A 17477-nucleotide genomic window follows, 5' to 3' on the forward strand; every position below is an offset into this window, starting at 1 on the left:
ATAGAGATCATATATGAAGATATGAAAGGGATGTTGTTGATGTTTACCAAAATGGATGATTTAGCTATTAACACAATTCGAACAATTTCTATTGATGCAATTGATCAGGCAAATTCCGGACACCCCGGTCTGCCTATGGGAGCTGCCCCTTTTGCATACACTCTATGGACTCGATTTATGAATCATAATCCAAAAAACCCTGACTGGTTCAACAGAGACCGCTTTGTTCTTTCTGCTGGTCATGGTTCTATGCTTTTATACAGTCTTCTTCACCTTTCAGGCTATGATCTTCCAATGGAAGAAATTAAAAACTTCCGCCAGTGGGGATCTAAAACTCCAGGCCATCCTGAATATAAACATACCAAAGGGGTAGAGGCAACAACAGGACCTCTGGGGCAAGGTTTGGGAATGGCAGTAGGTATGGCAATGGCTGAAAAACATCTTGCCGGGAAATTTAACAAAGAGGACCATAATGTTGTCGACCATTATACATATGCTTTATGTGGTGATGGAGATTTGATGGAAGGCATCTCATCTGAGTCTGCTTCTTTAGCAGGTCATCTTAAACTTGATAAGCTTATTGTACTTTATGATTCAAATGATATTTCACTTGATGGAGATCTTGACCGTTCTTTCTCTGAGAGTGTTAAAAAACGCTTTGAATCTTACAATTGGCAGTATATCCGGGTAGACGATGGAAATGATGTCGGCAATGTAGCTGATGCGATTGAACAAGGGAAAGCTGATTCTTCCCGTCCGACGATGATTGAGATTAAGACTGTAATTGGTTTCGGATCTCCAAACAGAGCCGGGTCATCGAAAGTTCACGGTGCTCCACTTGGAACGGACGAGACAGCACTGGTTAAAAAAGCGTATGAATGGTTATATGAAGAAGCATTCCATGTGCCAAATGAAGTGTATGAGCGCTTTGACGAGTTGGTTGGTCAAAATGGGGAAAAAGCAGAAAAAAAATGGAATGATCGGTTTGCTGCATACAAACAGGCATATCCTGAACTTGCTACAGAATTAAGTGACGCATTAGACGGGAAGCTTCCTGAGGGCTGGGAGGATTCGCTGCCTGTTTTTGAAGAAGGTAAGAGTATAGCCAGCCGTGCTTCATCAGGTGAAACAGTAAATGCTCTTGCTAAATCTCTTCCGACATTGTTTGGAGGATCAGCAGACCTTGCAGGTTCTAATAATACGATGATGAAAGAAGAGAAAGATTTTACAGCTGAAACACCTGATGGACGTAATATCTGGTTTGGTGTTCGGGAATTTGCTATGGGGGCAGCTTTAAATGGCATGGCTCTGCACGGCGGTTTGCATGTTTATGGAGGAACGTTCTTCGTATTCAGTGATTATGTAAGACCGGCAATTCGCTTGTCTGCTTTGATGGGTGTGCCAGTAACGTACGTATTCACTCATGACAGCATTGCAGTCGGTGAAGATGGTCCGACTCATGAACCGGTAGAACAGCTGCCATCGCTTCGTGCAATGCCGAATCTATCGGTGGTGCGCCCGGCAGATGGAAATGAAACCGCAGCAGCTTGGAGGTTGTCAATTGAAGCGACTGACCACCCAACTGTTCTTGTATTAACTCGTCAAAATCTAAAGACCTTGCCTGCCACAGCAGATAAAGCATACGAAGGCGTGAAAAAAGGTGCCTATGTAGTATCTGCAGCTCAGAAAGAAACAGCTGATGCGCTGTTATTGGCTTCAGGTTCTGAAGTAACGCTAGCTTATGAAGCGCAGCAAGCTCTTCAAAAAGAAAACATTGATGTAGCTGTCGTTTCGATGCCTTCGTGGGATCGATTTGAAAAGCAATCTAAAGAGTATAAAGAATCTGTTCTTCCGAAAAACGTGAAAAAACGTCTTGGAATTGAAATGGCTGCACCACTGGGCTGGGAACGATACACCGGGGATGAAGGAGATGTATTAGGAATCTCTACATTTGGCGCATCTGCACCTGGAGCAACCGTTTTAAAAGAGTATGGTTTCAGCGTTGAAAACGTGGTTACAAGAGTCAAGTCACTGCTTGAATCCTAAGAACAAGAGCTGGAGACAAATGTCTTCAGCTTTTTCTATCTACTTGTAAAACAAAGAGGGATGGAAAAGAAAATAGGTTCAATATATCTAGGAAGTAGAAAGAAATCATTGTATAATCGACTATGATCTTGTACACTTTTATAGAGAGAACTGATAGGAGGAAATGAAAGATGGAATTATGGCTTGCGATTGTTTTAATTGTCGTGGCTTTGCTAGCAGGTGTTGCGCTTGGATTCTTCATCGCACGTAAGTATATGATGACGTATCTTAAGAAAAATCCGCCAATTAATGAGCAAATGCTTCGAATGATGATGATGCAGATGGGACAAAAACCATCGCAAAAGAAAATTAACCAAATGATGAGTGCGATGAATAAGCAGCAGTCTAAATAAGAGGAAGCACTTCCAATAGGGAAGTGCTTTTTTATAGGATATTTCTTTACATAATAAAAATATGGAAACAAAATTAAAAAACAATCAGCGTAAACGTTTCGCTGATTGCTTTTTCAATTGAATTTAACTTCAGGCCTGAGCAAGTGATCCAGGAGAATGGTGAACGTTTTGCGTAAACAAGCGATCGTAATGGTTAAGTAAATCATCGAGTTCCTGAGAATATTGAACTGCTAATGAGGAGTTAAGACCTTCTTTGGCCACTGCATTGATCAGTACTTGTCTTTTCTTTTCAATTTGATTGAGCAGTCTGTACTGGTCAGCCATATAGGTTGTCCTTTCGATGAGTTTCCTGATTCTAACCCATACATTTTTTGTAATTGCTGTAACTTGTAGTCTATTATACAAAAGTTATAGCCAGATTTCAAAGCAAATATACTGTAAAGCTTTATTTTATATGTAATTCAGATGAAAATGATGGTTTTTTATTTGTTCACCCCATTTATTATGGTTAGTTGGTGAAAGATCGTAAGGCTTTATGTGAGATGTCACAAAAAGTTTGGAACTCCCTTTGTACTAATGAAGAGGTAGGAGTGATAAACTTATTGAGACGCAGTACTTATGAAAAAGCAGCAGGGGGTTTTAAATTGACTGATTTAAATATATTCATTGCATTTGCAGCAGGATTTCTAAGTTTCATTTCACCTTGCGTGCTGCCTTTATATCCAGCATTTTTATCTTACATAACCGGAATGTCTGTTCGGGAGTTATCAGAGGAAAATGGGATGATGCAAAAACGCAGCATGCTGCATACTTTATTTTTCCTTTTAGGGTTTTCTCTTGTGTTTATAGCAATCGGATTTACCTCATCCTGGTTTTATGAATTTTTTGTCATTTATCAAAATCCAATCCGGCAAATAGGCTCTATATTAATTGTCTTTTTTGGATTGATGATTGTCGGATTGATAACTCCGCAATTCATGATGAAAGAAAGAAGATTTGAATTTAAAAACAGGCCGGCTGGATATTTAGGTTCTTCTTTAATCGGTTTGGCTTTTGCAGCAGGATGGACGCCCTGTATGGGACCTATCTTAGCGGCAGTAGCTGCTTTGGCGGCTACAAATCCTGAATCAGCTATGCTGTATATGCTGGCTTACTTTTTAGGATTTGCCCTTCCTTTTTTCATCCTTTCTTTCTTTCTGGGGAAAATGCAATGGATTAAGCAGAATAGCAGAAAAATTACAATTGCTGGTGGATGGATTATGATTATAATGGGAATCGTTTTGTTCTTTGACGGTCTGACATATATAATTAAACTGCTGTCTCCATTTTTTGGTGATTTTCAAGGTTTCTAGTAAAATTTACACTCTTTTTAGTTGCAGGACTTTAGTATCAGGAGTATAGTATGAGTATACTCCATATATAAGGGTGAGGCAGATGGGAAATGTATTAATTGTTGATGACGCTAAATTCATGAGAATGACGTTAAGTAATATGCTCAGCCAATCAAATTATAACGTAATAGGGGAAGCGGAAAACGGTGAAGAAGCAATTGCTCAATACCGTTTGCTGCGTCCGGATCTTGTTACAATGGATATAACCATGCCGGTAATGGATGGTTTAACAGCAGCAAAGAAGATTTTATCAGAGTTTCCGGAAGCTAAGGTGGTTATGTGTTCAGCGATGGGCCAGCAAAAGATGGTCATTGAGGCCATTGAAGCCGGAGCTAAAGATTTTATTGTTAAACCTTTTGATGGCAGCAGAGTAATTGATTCTTTAAACAGAGTGATGAAATCATCCTGAATACTTTAAACAGCTGAGAAATGAACGGATGAAAGCGAACCGATTCTTTATGAATCGGTTTTATTTTTAAATGATTTTTACAAAAGCCATTATCTCTTATATAATAAGTGTATTAAGGTTAAAAGGTGGAGTCTGCATGCCTGTATTTTGGTCAACCGTTGTCGCCGTCCTAATGGGCTCACTTGTCCTGATGGTACGTATGAAAGCAGCGAAACGTCCTGTGTCAGCTAAAAAGATCATTTTGCCTCCATTATTTATGAGTACTGGTGCACTGATGTTTCTGTTTCCTTTTTTTCGCTTGACACCCATTGAATTTATTGAGGCATTACTTGTCGGGATGATTTTTTCTATTGTACTGATTAAAACATCTAAGTTTGAGGTACAGGAAAAGGGGATTTTCTTAAAGCCTTCTAAAGCCTTTCCCTTTATACTTATAGGCCTGTTGGTTCTGAGAGTAATTTTGAAAGTGCTGCTTAGTTCAACGATCGATCTTGGCGCTTTAAGCGGAATGTTTTGGGTATTGGCTTTTGGAATGATCGTACCCTGGAGAGTTGCGATGTATTTTCAGTATCGAAAGCTGACAGGGTCAGCAGCAAAAGAAGCTTCTCAATTCGCATAAAAAAAAACAATCTCAAAATGAGATTGTTTTTTTTTATGCGAATAATTCATTTTAGGCAAATAAATCTTCATAAGAATGTAAATCAATATTTAAATCAGACATTTTTTTGCGCAGAAACTTATGATCACGTTTAGGAGTAGCGATAATATAGCCTCGTATCACAAGGTCAAGATCGATTTTTTTTGCTTTTTCTTTTAAAGCAAGTTCACCTATTTTACCTGCTATTTTTTGCTTAGCTACGTCCCTGAATAATTCCGGTACAGGGCTTACTAAATCCTCAAGCAGGGCGAGTTCATTTCTGCCCCACAAATGAATGGTTTGTTTTACATAATGCTCTTCCCAGTCCAAATCGGATTTACCATCCTGTTTAGGCATTCTCTTAAGGAACTTTCTAAACATAAAAAATCCACCTATCGCAAATAAACTGATGAGAACAACGATCCAGAACAATATAAACCATAAAAACCATCCGTCAAGCATCATGCTTCACCTCAATATAAGATCCATTATACCTTATTATAAGGGACAATGAGGCTGACATCAAGATTGATTCGCTGAGGAAAATAAGGAAGGACTCAGATTCTTTGTCTGAGTCCTCTTTAATCTGCAGCTGACTTACCATTTACGGCAGGATTTATTTAATTTGTCTGTAACCGAGGGAAACGAGCTGATGTAAATTCTCGCGACGAATGTTATAAAAGTTTTGGTCGTCCGCCGTCACCGTGACATAATCATCCACCTTTTGTTCCATTTCTTTAATAAAATCATTTTCAACTTTACGCATGCAGCGTCCCTCCTTTCAAGTGTAATGTAATATTATCAGAATATTATAAATAATACATCCGCCTAAAGTATGAATTTTTATGCGGACAAGCTTATAAAAAATCTATCTACTAAAGCGGAAAGTTTAATTTATTTTCGATGTTAACACATCTTCCATAAAAAGAGTGATTAGAAGTAAAGAATTGAATTTGGTATAATGGAAGTTATGACTAAGAAATGAGGCGTTCATAAATGAAATTTATTCATACAGCTGATTGGCATTTAGGCAAACTCGTTCATGGCGTTTACATGACAGAGGATCAAGAATATGTTTTGAAAGATCTCATACAGCTTATACAGAAAGAAAAGCCTGATGCTTTAGTAATTGCGGGAGATTTATATGATCGATCCGTTCCACCGACTGAAGCCGTTAAATTGCTAAATAATACTCTTTATACGATAAATGTAGAGCTTGGTGTACCAATTGTTGCAATTTCAGGAAATCACGACAGCGGTGACAGACTGTCATTTGGATCCAGCTGGTACCGGCACTCTGGACTATTTGTCAAAGGAAAATGGGAAAAAGCTTCTCAGACAATAAATATAAAAGGGGTTCATTTCCATCTGGTTCCATTTACAGAGCCGGGCCCCATTCGTGAAATGTATAAAAATCCTTCGATTACATCTCATCACGAGGCTATGAAAGTCATAGTGGAACATATTAATAAAAACATAGATTCAACTGTTCCAAATGTTTTCGTCGGACATGCTTTCGTACTGGGGGGAAAGACAACCGATTCGGAAAGAACTTTATCGGTAGGGGGTTCAGGATGCGTGGGAAGTGAGCTTTTCGAATCATTTCATTATACTGCGCTTGGCCATCTGCACAGTCCTGATGCAATCCGGCACGACTCTATACACTATGCAGGCTCATTGATGAAGTACTCATTTTCTGAAGCCAGGCAAAGAAAAGTAGTGAAAATAGTCGAGATAAATGATAGCGATGTATCTGTAAAAGAGGAAATATTGAAACCGAAAAGAGATATGAGAGAGATCGAAGGCTATTTATCCTATTTGTTGGATGCGGAATTCTATGAAACTCAAAATCGTGATGATTATTTAAAAGTTACGCTGCACGACGAAGGTGGTTTAATCGACCCGATGAATCAGCTTAAACAGGTTTATCCAAATATTCTTCACCTTGAGCGCAAAGCTGCGATAAGAGACAAATCCAATGTAAAAAACATTTCCATGATTCAATCAAGGAAGGAAGAGGGAATTGAGCTGTTTAAACGTTTTTATGACGATATGACTTCGTCTCAATGGTCTATTGATAAACAGGAAAAAGCAGCGTCCATCATGGATGAAGTTAAGAGTAAGGAGGTCTCCCAATGAAGCCGGTTAAACTGTCCATGCAGGCGTTTGGTCCTTATGCAAAAGTAGAAACAGTTGACTTCAATGAGCTGGAAAACAGAACGATGTTTTTGATTTCGGGAAAAACAGGATCAGGTAAAACCACTATATTTGATGGCATTGCTTTTGCGATATATGGCAAAACAAGCGGCGAAGAAAGAAGCGGAACAGATTTACGCAGTCAATTTGCTGAAGACTCTCTTTTAACAGAGGTTACGCTTTGGTTCGAATTAAAAAATAAAATGTATAAAATGATCCGTTCACCTCAGCAGGATCGAAAAAAAGCCAGAGGGGATGGTTTCACAACCATTAACAGCAAAGCAGAATTATATGTGTATGAAAATAATGCAGAAAAACTTCTTGCGGGAAATGTCAGGGAAGCAGATGAAAAAATCAAAGAAATTATGCAGCTTGATTTTGGTCAATTTAAACAGATTCTTATGATTCCCCAAGGGGAGTTCAGGAAACTCCTTGTATCAGACAGCAAAGATAAAGAAAGGATTTTGCAAAGGCTGTTTCATACTGAGATTTATACGGCATTCCAGGAAAAACTAAAAGCGGAAGCGGGAGAATTGCGCATAAAAGTCAGCCAGTCGGTTCATGAGAGATTAAAATACTTTGGCGAACTCGATCCGCTTGATAGTGCCGAATTAAAACAGCTTCTTTTAAATGAACCAATCCCTGAGCAACAGATTATTGAACTAGCCAAGAACTTAGTAGCAACTCAGAATAAAGAAAAAGAAATTCTGGAAAAATCAATAATCAGTTATAAAAAAAATAGAGATGCTCTTTTACAGGAAAAACAAGTTGCTATTTATCTGCTGGATGCCTTTAATCAATATGAAGAAATGCAGCTTAAACAAACAACTCTCATTGAGCAGAAGAAAGATATGAATGGTAAAAGGGAGAAGCTTGAAAACGCAAAGAAAGCTGAAACAATCTGGCCGCTGTTTCTCGATTTGAAAGAAAAAAGAAACGCAATTGAACTGCGCGAGCAAAGCATCTCTTCTTATAAGGAATCTTTATCCCTTTCTGAAGAGAAATTAAAAAAGCAATTAATGAAGCTTGAAGAGATTCAGTCAAAAAAAGATGAAAATGATCATGAAAAGCAGCAGCTTCGTAAAATAAAGGAGCTTGGAGAGAAAATTAAAGAACGTTCCTTGATAAAAGCCTCTTTGAACACGCTGAAAGAGGAAGGGGTCAAACAAAAAACAGTCCTGGAAAGTCTTATTCAATCAGCTGAAGAATTTGAAGCAAAGAAAACAAGAACGGATGAGCGTCTGCAGGTGTTAAGCCGGGAAAGAGTAAAAACATCTGAGGAAAAGCAGCTTCTTCAACAGCTGCAATACTCCCTTCAAAATACAAAAAGAGCCTTAAAGCTGAGTGACCTCTTTAATCAGCTTGAAAAAAAGGGTCACGAGCTGCAAAGTGCTCAGGAAAAAGTAATACAGCAAACGGAAATCACAGTTCAAAAAAAGAAAGAGATCAGCGAATTATTTTATTCTTCTCAGGCTTTCCATTTAGCAAAGCATCTGGAAAACGGAACTCCTTGTCCTGTCTGCGGATCAGAGCATCACCCGGACCCTGTAAAAGAAGAGAAAGAAAATGTATCAGAAAACAATCTCACCTACTGGGAAGAAGAGTTACAGAAAATCCTGACGCAAAAAGAACGCAATGAAATTGAAATCGCACAAATAAAAAAAAGAATGGCTGAAGTAAACGACGAAAAAAAAGAGCTGCTTTCAGAGCTTAAAGAGCAAAAAATTGACTTTGAATGGTCTTCGCTGCTTGAACTTTCCACCTGGCTGAATAACAGCATTCGGACGTCAGAAAACCGAATACAGGAACTAAAATTAAAACAAAATTCTGAGCGGTCGCTTGAAGAAGAAAAAGCAAAATTAATTGTGGATCTTGAACATATCAATAATAAGGTTACGGCATTGAACGAAAGTATCCAGGAGAAACGGGATAAATGGAGTGAAATGCAGGGTGACTTTAAACGGCTGAATCAGGATATTCCTGAAGAATATCTGGATGAGTCCCGCTATTTAAAGAATATAGAGCATCTTAGCACTTCAATTACTTTGTTCGAGCAAAGCCTGGTTCAAGCGGAAACCACTGTAACTGAATTAAAAGAAGAATGTCAGACGTATATAAATCGAAAAAAACAATCAGAAGAAGAACTTCAAATGGAAACGGAAAGAATGCAAGCAGCCAGAAAAAAATGGGAAATGCGATTAGCAGAGACGACTTTCAGCAACGAAAAAGAAGCAGAAAATTGTCTGATGGACAATCACTCTATGATCGATTTGGAAAACACGCTCAATACGTTTGAAAAAGACCTGTATTTTACAGAGCAGCAGCTAAGTATGCGTAAAAAGGAACTGGAAAATAAGGAAAAACCAGCTGTAGCCAGACTTGATGATAAAATACATCAAGTGGATCAGGAAATAGAGATGGCGGAAAAAGAACAAAAAGAAAAGTCATTTTTTATTGAACGTCATGAAAAGATTTTAAAGCAGATCAATGAAAATAAAAAAGAGACCGCTCAGATGGAAAAAGAGTATGAGCTGGTTGGACATTTATCTGATATGGCGAATGGAAAAAATCATTTGCGCATAACCTTTGAACGCTACGTGCTGGCTTTTTACTTAGAAGACATTTTATCGGTCGCCAATGAGAGACTCAGCCGAATGACTTCAGGAAGGTATCAGCTGCTGCGAAAAGAAGACAGGTCAAAAGGCAACGCGCAGGGCGGGCTTGAATTGCTGGTTTTTGATCAATATACAGGCCAGCATAGGCATGTCAAAACACTTTCAGGAGGGGAAGCGTTTAAAGCATCACTTTCGCTTGCCTTAGGTCTTGCAGACGTCGTGCAGGCTCATGCTGGAGGGGTATCGCTTGAAACCATGTTTATAGACGAAGGGTTTGGCACACTGGACCCTGAGTCACTTGACCAGGCGATTGAATCTTTAATGGATATTCAAAGCAGCGGCAGGCTGGTGGGGATTATTTCTCATGTTCCGGAACTAAAAGAGAGAATAGAAGCGAGACTTGAAGTAGAACAGACAAAGACCGGGAGTACTACCCGCTTTATTTTCACTTCCTGATCTGTCACAAAATCTACCACTGCTCTTAGTGGTCAGTCGTTGTGCCGCTTATATTATTTCTGTAGGATTAAATAAGGCATAAACGGCTGACTTTATGGAAGGATGGTTTTAGTGAAAAATAAGAGTTGGATCATTGGAACATTAGTAATGAGTATCCTCTTGAGCGCATGTTCAGGAGGATTTGAAGGAAATATGGAAAGAGATTTAGGTGCGTTTTCCTATCAAAATCAGCAAAATGAAACTGTTGAATTAAGCGATATTAAGGGAACTCCCGCCCTTGTGAATTTTATTTTTACGAATTGCGAAACAGTATGTCCCCCTATGACTTTTAACATGACGGAGATTCAGCAGGCCATAGAAGCCGAAGGGATAGAGGACTATCGCATTCTTTCTTTCAGTGTGGACCCTGAAAATGACTCGCCGGAAGCGCTTCAGGAATTTATGTCTTCCTATTCTTTAAATGAGAATAAGTGGGATTTTCTTACAGGGTATACCCAGGAAGAAATCACAGAATTTGCTATGGAATCCTTTCAAGCCATTGTTGCTGATGATCCTGAATCAGACCAGGTGATTCATGGCACCAGCTTTTATTTAGTGGATAAAGAAGGAACTGTCGTGAAAAACTATGATGGTATAAGTGATGTGCCCATCGATGAAATTGTGTCAGATTTAAAAGCCGTCGCAAATGAGTAGGACATTCGTCCTTGTCATTTTTTGTCGAAAAGGCTACAATGATTTTAAATAGAATATAGAAGTCCTGGAGGAGTCTTTTTGGCAAAGAAGAAGCGACATTGGAGCAAGAAAAAAAGAATTTATGCCGGGATATTTATTGCGTTATTTTTTGTCATTTTAAGCTACCACCAGTATAAGCCTCTGCCGGAAGGTGTTTCATATGAAAGCGAGACATATAAGACGGATGAAGTTGCTTTTTACCGCGATTTAACGTTTACACAGAACGGGGAGACCGTACATGATCAGGAAATTTTTGAACGTGTAGGCCAGCTTATTAATGCAGCTCAGGACTTTGTTGTAATCGATATGTTTTTATTTGATGGTAAAGTGAGTAAAGACAAGGGCTATCCTGATCTTAGCGGAAATCTGACAAATCAGCTGCTTGAAAAAAGAGAACAAAACCCTGATATGCCGATGGTTGTGATTACAGACCCGGTGAATACCGGCTATTATTCCTATGAAAATGAATGGCTTAAGCCTCTTGAGGAAGCGGGTATTGATGTTGTCACAACGAATTTAGATCCTTTAAGGGACCCTACTCCATTGTATTCAGCATTTTGGCGTATGGGCATTCAATGGTTCGGGCAAAAGGGAACAGGCTGGCTCCCAAACGGTTTTGTAGAAGATGGTCCTAAAATGACGGCCAGGTCCTACTTAATGATGGCAAATGTAAAAGCCAATCACAGAAAAGCCGTCATCACCGACCAGGGTGCCATGATTTTATCTGCCAATGCGCATAACGAATCCGGATTTCACAGCAATGTAGCCTTTGAAGTAAATGGACCCATAATTCAGGATATGCTTCTTGCAGAACAGGCAGTGATTGATCTTGGGAACTCAAATGTGACCCTCCCCGAATTTGATGGGTCAGAACAGGAAAAAGGGGATCTTGAAGTTAAATACACCACTGAAGGCAAAACATGGCATGAAATACTGTCTAAGCTTAAGAAAGCGAAGGATGGAGATCAGATATGGATGGCGATGTTTTATTTATCTGAAAGAGAAGTCCTGAACGAGCTTATTGCAGCTTCTGAAAGGGGAGCTCAGGTATACTTAATTCTTGATCCTAATGAAACAGCTTTTGGCAATAAAAAAACAGGACTTCCCAATCGGCCTGTAGTAAATGAACTCGTTGAAGATTCAAATGGATTTATCCAGATTAAATGGTATGACGTGAAAGAAGAACAATTTCATCCGAAAATGATGATGGTGAAATCGTCTGAACGATCTTCTATTATCAGCGGTTCTACAAATTTCACTAAAAGAAATCTCGTTGATTACAATCTTGAAAATAATATTGTGATTGAAGGACCCAATGATACTGCCGTCATGGAGGAAGTTTCCCGCTACTTTAGAGGTATGTGGAATAATGAAGAGGGCCAATATACGGTGGGTATAGAAGAGTATCAGACTACATTATCGTTTTGGCAAAGAGGCATTTATTTTATTCAAAAGGTGCTGGGTTTGACTACTTATTAAAAAGTAAGGAGAAGCATGAAAAAAAAAGAATGGTTTTTACTTTCCGGTATGTCCTTAGTCATTATGTCGAGTTTGATCGGGGTAGTGGTCCTTATATTGTTTTCCAATCCTTCAAACAATAATAATGAAGAAAAAAATGTTACAGAGGAGTACAATGAGGACCTGCCTGCTGAAAATAAAAACAATCAGATGGAAATTAATGAAGAAAAACCAGATTTGAATGAGGATGTAAACAAGATTCCTTCCAATGATCTTAGAGCTGAGAATGAGAAAAAGCCGGAATCTGAAGTTGTGGAAGAACGTACGTTTCAAGAGAATGTAAGCGGAGAACAAACAATTGAGGATGCCATGGAGGAAAAGCAAAGCAGTAAAGTAGATATACCAATTGTTCCTGAAGTCCCAAATGTACCGGCAATAAAGAAAAATGGAAATTCCGAGTAATCTTTAACGGATTTTCCACACGTCTTTTTATCTAAATTAGCTTTTTCTATGTACATTTCATGTTTGAATTAAAACTTTAATCATGGTACGGTTATCCTCGTGTTTTTTATTCTTAATTAAAGGCAATGATAATGATTGCCAATAAAAAAAGTTTAGAGAGGGGAACAAGATGAAAAGCGTTTCGAAAGTATTTTGGATTACGATATCTATTGTACTGGCTGCTACGATATATGCCATCGCAGCACCGTCCAGTTTTGAACAGGTAACTGCTAATGTTCAAGGCTTCATATCTTCCAGCTTTGGCTGGTATTATCTAATTTTAGTAACGGTGATGGTGATTTTCTGCTTTATCCTTGCGATTACACCTATAGGGCAAATCCGCTTGGGTAAGCCGGATGAAAGACCTGAATACTCTACAGGGTCATGGTTTGCGATGCTGTTCAGTGCCGGTATGGGAATCGGTTTAGTCTTTTGGGGGGCAAGTGAGCCATTGCTGCACTTTGCTTCAAGCCCGCCGCTTGCAGAAGCAGGAAGTGATGAGGCTTTAAAAGACTCGATGCAGTATACATTTTTCCATTGGGGTCTGCATGCTTGGGCAATTTACGCAGTTGTTGCATTATCCCTGGCTTATTTTAAATTCAGAAAAGGTGAGCCTGGTCTGATTTCAGCAACGCTGGTGCCGCTATTCGGAGAAAAAATGAGAGGCGGACTAGGTACGCTGGTAGATGTCCTGGCAGTATTCGCAACAGTAGTCGGGGTTGCCACTACACTTGGATTTGGGGCCATTCAGATTAATGGCGGTCTTAATTATTTGTTTGGACTTCAAATTGACTTTTGGGTACAGACAGGCATTATTGCCGTTGTAACGGTCTTATTTATGATTTCCGCCTGGACAGGGATCTCTAAAGGGATCCGGTATTTATCAAATACAAATATGATTCTTGCGGTTACTCTGCTTGTTATTATGCTTATCATTGGACCAACGATGTTGATTTTGAACTTATTTACGAATTCATTAGGTTCATATGCACAAAATCTGCTTGAAATGAGCTTTAGAATTGCGCCGCTTGACGCAGGAAATCGAGAATGGATCAATGGCTGGACGATCTTTTACTGGGCATGGTGGATTTCATGGTCACCATTTGTTGGAATCTTCATCGCCCGTGTATCAAGAGGCCGGACCATTCGTGAATTCATGGCCGGAGTGCTCCTTCTGCCATCACTCGTCAGCTTTTTCTGGTTTGCGGTGTTTGGTGCAAGTTCGATTAATGTACAGCGCATGGGAATTGATTTAACAAATCTTGCACCTGAAGAACTGTTATTTGCTGTATTTAATGAGTACCAGCTTGGCACCTTGCTTTCAGTAATCGCAATTGTATTAATCAGCACATTCTTTATTACTTCAGCCGACTCTGCAACATTTGTTCTTGGTATGCAGACTACTTATGGATCCTTGACTCCTTCAAACAGTGTCAAATTAACATGGGGTCTCGCACAGTCGACTGTAGCGGTCATTTTATTGTCAGCTAATGGTTTACAGGCGCTTCAGAATGCGTTAATAATAGCTGCCTTTCCATTTTCCTTCGTTATGATTTTGATGATGATGTCAACCTATAAATCATTAAATCAGGAAAGAAAAGACTTAGGATTAATGATTACACCTAAGAAAAAACCAAAATCAACTCAATCGAAATAAACATTAAATCCATCCTGCAAAACAGGATGGATTTTTTTATTTGTTCAATCATTAATCTGTTTAGATTGATGGATATAAGCTACAATTAAGCTTAGTTACTGTTTAAAGGAGTTTATTCATGAAAAAGAAGAAAAAATCAAACTATACTAATCTGAGAAAAGTAATTAAAGTTGCAGGTGCTGTTATTGCCATTTTCATCACGCTGCTTGCCATCTCTGTATATATGGTTGCCCAAAATGATGGAATCATAGGAAAGACGGCTGATTGGCTTGAAAAGGCTGGTGCGCCTGTTGAATTAGAGGTGCCCCCGGAATATATTGAAATCTATCAGCGTGCAGAAGAGGAGTACGGTGTACCATGGACGCTGCTTGCTGCTCATCACCGGGTGGAAACAAGATTTTCTACAATGGAAACGATGGTATCTCCAGTAGGGGCTGAAGGCCATATGCAATTTATGCCTTGTACATTTGTGGGCTGGAGCCACCCAACGTGTGAAGGCCTTGGGGAAGGAGATATTCCGGCTGACGAAATGAAGGATCCTGCAGTAATCGAACAATATGGGGGCTATGGAACGGATGGCAACGGAGATGGCATAGCGGACCCATGGGATATAGAAGATGCTGTTTACAGTGCAGCTCATTATCTTTCAAAAAATGGGGCAGCAGATGGTGATCTGGAACGTGCGATTTTCACCTATAATCAAAGTGATGAGTACGTAGAAGACGTGTTATATTACTTTAATCAATACGAGGATCAATTGAATTGAAAACAGAAAGGCATTGTCTATGAAAAAAATGATACTAATCTGTTTTTTACTCCTTCTGGCTGGTTGTACAGCTGATCAGGATGATCCTTATATAAATGCTCAGGTTATAAACATCGTGGATGGAGACACCATTGATGTGCGAATGAGCAGCGGAGCAGAAGAACGAATCCGGCTTTTATTAATTGACACGCCCGAAACGAAGCATCCTCAGCTTGGCGTCCAGCCGTTTGGTAAAGCAGCAACGGCTTATACAGAAGAATCACTATTAGGAAAATTTGTTAAACTGGAAATGGATATAAGTGACCGGGACCGGTATGGCAGAGTGCTTGCTTATGTTTGGATTGATGACACTTTATTTAATGAAGAATTAATTAGGCAAGGTCTGGCAAGAGTAGCAGTTTATCCTCCTGATATTAAATATGCAGACCGATTTAAGAAAGTCCAGTCTCAGGCGAGAGAAGAAGAGGCAGGAATTTGGTCGATTGAAAATTATGCTGCAGATGACGGATTTGATCCTCATTCAATTGAAACTTCTGAAAAAGAAACTCAAACAAAACCCGGATGTACGATTAAAGGGAATATAAATTCTAATGGAGGGAAAATATACCACGACGAGAGCTCAAGGTATTATACTCAAACTATAGCGGAGAAATGGTTTTGTACGCCTGCTGAAGCAGAAAAAGCAGGATTCAGAGCACCTAAAAACTAAAAATGCAGAAGGGAGAAGCGTGAAATGTCATATTTAGATGATCATTGGGATGCGACGGGTATTGCCAGACGAATTAAAAATAAAGAAATTTCTGCACTTGAGGCAGTAACTGAGTCTATTAACAGGATCGAATCCGAAAATGGCCGCTTAAATGCTGTAGTTAATAAAAGATATGAGAAGGCTGTATCAGAAGCTCAACACGCAGACCGGAATAAGCCGTTTTCGGGTGTGCCGCTATTGCTGAAAGATATTTCTCATAGCTTAAAAGGAGAACCTGTCACTGCAGGGTCCCGTCTGCTTGCTGCTAACAAGGCACAAGTAACCAGCCATTTCGTTTCCTCCCTGATAGAAGCAGGATTTATCATACTCGGCCATACGAACGCACCTGAATTCGGTTTAAAAAATATTACCGAACCGCAATTGCATGGAGCTGCACGAAATCCGCATAATCCTCAATATTCACCGGGAGGTTCAAGCGGCGGAGCGGCAGCGAGTGTTGCCTCAGGAATGGTTCCTGTTGCGGCAGCAAGTGATGGAGGCGGATCCATACGAATACCGGCTTCATTTTGCGGTTTAATTGGATTAAAGCCTACGAGAGGGAGAATCGCAGTAGGACCAGGAAGCGGCAGACAGTGGCAGGGAGCAGCCATTGATTTTGCCGTAACAAAATCCATCAGAGACACTGCAGGCTTGCTGGATTCACTGCAAACGTATCAAAAAGAAGCAGCCTTTCATACGCCTCTATATGAAAAAGGCTATGTGAATGTTCTTACACAGCGTAAAAGCAAAAAATTGACAGTCGCCTTTAATACGGTTTCTCCAGTGGGAACACCCGTTAGTGAAGAAGCCGTGTCTGCAGTCAAAGAGTTGGCAAAATTGCTTGAGATGCAAGGGCATCACGTTGAAGAAGCGGCACCAGATCTGAATGGAAAAGAACTTATGCAGCAGTACTATTTAATGAATTCAGGTGAAATGGCTGCTTTAAGATTTTCTCTTGAAAAATCACTTGGGCGTGCACTTACTAGTGATGATATGGAAATTGAATCCTGGGTTATGGCTGAAGCGGGTCTTAAAACAGGCGCAGGCGAGTTCTCAGCAAGTCTTTCGGCGTGGGATTCTGCCGCAGAGAGAATGGAAAGCTTTCATCGTCGATACGATTTGTACTTGACCCCTGCTACTTCTTTTGGAGCGCCTGAAGTAGGAGAACTTACTCCAACATTCACCAGAATTCAGGAATTGTTAAAAGTCTCCCAAATGAAGGCAGCAGAGCAGCAGCTGTTAATCTATGAAATGTTTGAACCTGCGTTAACTTATTCTCCTTTTACACAGCTGGCGAATTTAACTGGTCAGCCTGCTATCAGTCTGCCAACAGGTAAAACGAATGATGACCGACCAATCGGCATTCAGATCATGGCATCGAAAGGAAATGAAGACCTGCTGATTGAGATAGGCGCCGAACTGGAGGAACAGAATCTTTTGCTATTCTAAAATACTATTAAAAGGAAGCAATAT

At 39.7% G+C, this 17477-nt stretch carries 17 protein-coding genes; 14 read left to right on the forward strand and 3 right to left on the reverse strand.

What is annotated here, in order from left to right:
* The first annotated feature begins 39 nt into the window (after positions 1-39).
* Positions 40-2046: a transketolase gene (tkt, locus tag P6709_RS01445; protein WP_278239104.1), complete on the forward strand. Its 2007-nt coding sequence runs from the start codon at positions 40-42 to the stop codon at positions 2044-2046.
* A 170-nt stretch (positions 2047-2216) separates the two neighbouring features.
* On the forward strand, positions 2217-2438 hold the full coding sequence (locus tag P6709_RS01450) for a YneF family protein (protein ID WP_041057670.1): 222 nt from the start codon (positions 2217-2219) through the stop codon (positions 2436-2438).
* A gap of 129 nt (positions 2439-2567) precedes the next feature.
* Here P6709_RS01450 and P6709_RS01455 read toward each other — a convergent pair whose 3' ends face one another.
* Entirely contained in the window at positions 2568-2762 is a 195-nt protein-coding gene (locus P6709_RS01455) for an aspartyl-phosphate phosphatase Spo0E family protein (protein ID WP_278239105.1), read from the reverse strand.
* A 320-nt stretch (positions 2763-3082) separates the two neighbouring features.
* Here P6709_RS01455 and P6709_RS01460 point away from each other — a divergent pair, with 320 nt between their 5' ends.
* The 3 genes from P6709_RS01460 (at position 3083) to P6709_RS01470 (ending at position 4857) form a co-directional block, all read left to right on the forward strand.
* Positions 3083-3790, forward strand: a complete 708-nt coding sequence (locus P6709_RS01460) for a cytochrome c biogenesis CcdA family protein (RefSeq protein ID WP_278239106.1) — start codon at positions 3083-3085, stop codon at positions 3788-3790.
* Positions 3791-3872: 82 nt separating this feature from the next.
* On the forward strand, positions 3873-4238 hold the full coding sequence (locus P6709_RS01465; protein WP_278239107.1) for a response regulator: 366 nt from the start codon (positions 3873-3875) through the stop codon (positions 4236-4238).
* A 136-nt stretch (positions 4239-4374) separates the two neighbouring features.
* On the forward strand, positions 4375-4857 hold the full coding sequence (locus P6709_RS01470) for a CcdC family protein (protein WP_278239108.1): 483 nt from the start codon (positions 4375-4377) through the stop codon (positions 4855-4857).
* A gap of 51 nt (positions 4858-4908) precedes the next feature.
* Here the strand turns inward: P6709_RS01470 and P6709_RS01475 are convergent, their stop codons facing one another.
* Together P6709_RS01475 and P6709_RS01480 are read right to left on the reverse strand one after the other, a co-directional pair.
* Positions 4909-5337, reverse strand: coding sequence for a DUF2621 domain-containing protein (locus tag P6709_RS01475; protein ID WP_278239109.1), 429 nt, complete (start codon positions 5335-5337; stop codon positions 4909-4911).
* A 154-nt stretch (positions 5338-5491) separates the two neighbouring features.
* On the reverse strand, positions 5492-5641 hold the full coding sequence (locus tag P6709_RS01480) for a hypothetical protein (protein WP_278239110.1): 150 nt from the start codon (positions 5639-5641) through the stop codon (positions 5492-5494).
* A gap of 230 nt (positions 5642-5871) precedes the next feature.
* Here P6709_RS01480 and P6709_RS01485 point away from each other — a divergent pair, with 230 nt between their 5' ends.
* The 9 genes from P6709_RS01485 to P6709_RS01525 all read left to right on the forward strand — a co-directional run bounded on the left by P6709_RS01485 (position 5872) and on the right by P6709_RS01525 (position 17453).
* Positions 5872-7014 (forward strand): exonuclease SbcCD subunit D, encoded by a 1143-nt coding sequence (locus P6709_RS01485; protein WP_278239111.1) that lies wholly within the window; start codon positions 5872-5874, stop codon positions 7012-7014.
* A complete protein-coding gene (locus P6709_RS01490; RefSeq protein ID WP_278239112.1) occupies positions 7011-10142 on the forward strand; it encodes an SbcC/MukB-like Walker B domain-containing protein in 3132 nt (1043 codons plus the stop codon). Before P6709_RS01485 ends, P6709_RS01490 begins: the two co-directional genes overlap by 4 nt.
* Before the next feature lie 102 nt (positions 10143-10244).
* Positions 10245-10835, forward strand: coding sequence for an SCO family protein (locus P6709_RS01495; protein WP_442905281.1), 591 nt, complete (start codon positions 10245-10247; stop codon positions 10833-10835).
* 78 nt (positions 10836-10913) lie between these two features.
* On the forward strand, positions 10914-12353 hold the full coding sequence (locus P6709_RS01500) for a phospholipase D family protein (RefSeq protein ID WP_278239114.1): 1440 nt from the start codon (positions 10914-10916) through the stop codon (positions 12351-12353).
* A 15-nt stretch (positions 12354-12368) separates the two neighbouring features.
* On the forward strand, positions 12369-12794 hold the full coding sequence (locus P6709_RS01505; RefSeq protein ID WP_278239115.1) for a hypothetical protein: 426 nt from the start codon (positions 12369-12371) through the stop codon (positions 12792-12794).
* Between the two features lie 169 nt (positions 12795-12963).
* On the forward strand, positions 12964-14490 hold the full coding sequence (locus P6709_RS01510) for a glycine betaine uptake BCCT transporter (RefSeq protein WP_278239116.1): 1527 nt from the start codon (positions 12964-12966) through the stop codon (positions 14488-14490).
* A gap of 118 nt (positions 14491-14608) precedes the next feature.
* A complete protein-coding gene (locus P6709_RS01515; protein ID WP_278239117.1) occupies positions 14609-15256 on the forward strand; it encodes a lytic transglycosylase domain-containing protein in 648 nt (215 codons plus the stop codon).
* 19 nt (positions 15257-15275) lie between these two features.
* On the forward strand, positions 15276-15965 hold the full coding sequence (locus tag P6709_RS01520; RefSeq protein WP_278239118.1) for a thermonuclease family protein: 690 nt from the start codon (positions 15276-15278) through the stop codon (positions 15963-15965).
* A 24-nt stretch (positions 15966-15989) separates the two neighbouring features.
* On the forward strand, positions 15990-17453 hold the full coding sequence (locus tag P6709_RS01525) for an amidase (protein WP_278239119.1): 1464 nt from the start codon (positions 15990-15992) through the stop codon (positions 17451-17453).
* Positions 17454-17477 lie beyond the last annotated feature (24 nt).

Origin of the sequence: Jeotgalibacillus sp. ET6 (genome assembly GCF_029667115.1) — a bacterium.
In the GTDB taxonomy this organism is placed as follows: domain Bacteria; phylum Bacillota; class Bacilli; order Bacillales; family Jeotgalibacillaceae; genus Jeotgalibacillus.

Coding starts and splice junctions, on each gene's coding strand:
- tkt (WP_278239104.1), top strand. CDS start 40: ATGTTTACCAAAATGGATGATTTAGCTATTAACACAATTCGAACAATT.
- P6709_RS01450 (WP_041057670.1), top strand. CDS start 2,217: ATGGAATTATGGCTTGCGATTGTTTTAATTGTCGTGGCTTTGCTAGCA.
- P6709_RS01455 (WP_278239105.1), bottom strand. CDS start 2,762: ATGGCTGACCAGTACAGACTGCTCAATCAAATTGAAAAGAAAAGACAA.
- P6709_RS01465 (WP_278239107.1), top strand. CDS start 3,873: ATGGGAAATGTATTAATTGTTGATGACGCTAAATTCATGAGAATGACG.
- P6709_RS01470 (WP_278239108.1), top strand. CDS start 4,375: ATGCCTGTATTTTGGTCAACCGTTGTCGCCGTCCTAATGGGCTCACTT.
- P6709_RS01475 (WP_278239109.1), bottom strand. CDS start 5,337: ATGCTTGACGGATGGTTTTTATGGTTTATATTGTTCTGGATCGTTGTT.
- P6709_RS01480 (WP_278239110.1), bottom strand. CDS start 5,641: ATGCGTAAAGTTGAAAATGATTTTATTAAAGAAATGGAACAAAAGGTG.
- P6709_RS01485 (WP_278239111.1), top strand. CDS start 5,872: ATGAAATTTATTCATACAGCTGATTGGCATTTAGGCAAACTCGTTCAT.
- P6709_RS01490 (WP_278239112.1), top strand. CDS start 7,011: ATGAAGCCGGTTAAACTGTCCATGCAGGCGTTTGGTCCTTATGCAAAA.
- P6709_RS01495 (WP_442905281.1), top strand. CDS start 10,245: ATGGTTTTAGTGAAAAATAAGAGTTGGATCATTGGAACATTAGTAATG.
- P6709_RS01505 (WP_278239115.1), top strand. CDS start 12,369: ATGAAAAAAAAAGAATGGTTTTTACTTTCCGGTATGTCCTTAGTCATT.
- P6709_RS01510 (WP_278239116.1), top strand. CDS start 12,964: ATGAAAAGCGTTTCGAAAGTATTTTGGATTACGATATCTATTGTACTG.
- P6709_RS01515 (WP_278239117.1), top strand. CDS start 14,609: ATGAAAAAGAAGAAAAAATCAAACTATACTAATCTGAGAAAAGTAATT.
- P6709_RS01520 (WP_278239118.1), top strand. CDS start 15,276: ATGAAAAAAATGATACTAATCTGTTTTTTACTCCTTCTGGCTGGTTGT.
- P6709_RS01525 (WP_278239119.1), top strand. CDS start 15,990: ATGTCATATTTAGATGATCATTGGGATGCGACGGGTATTGCCAGACGA.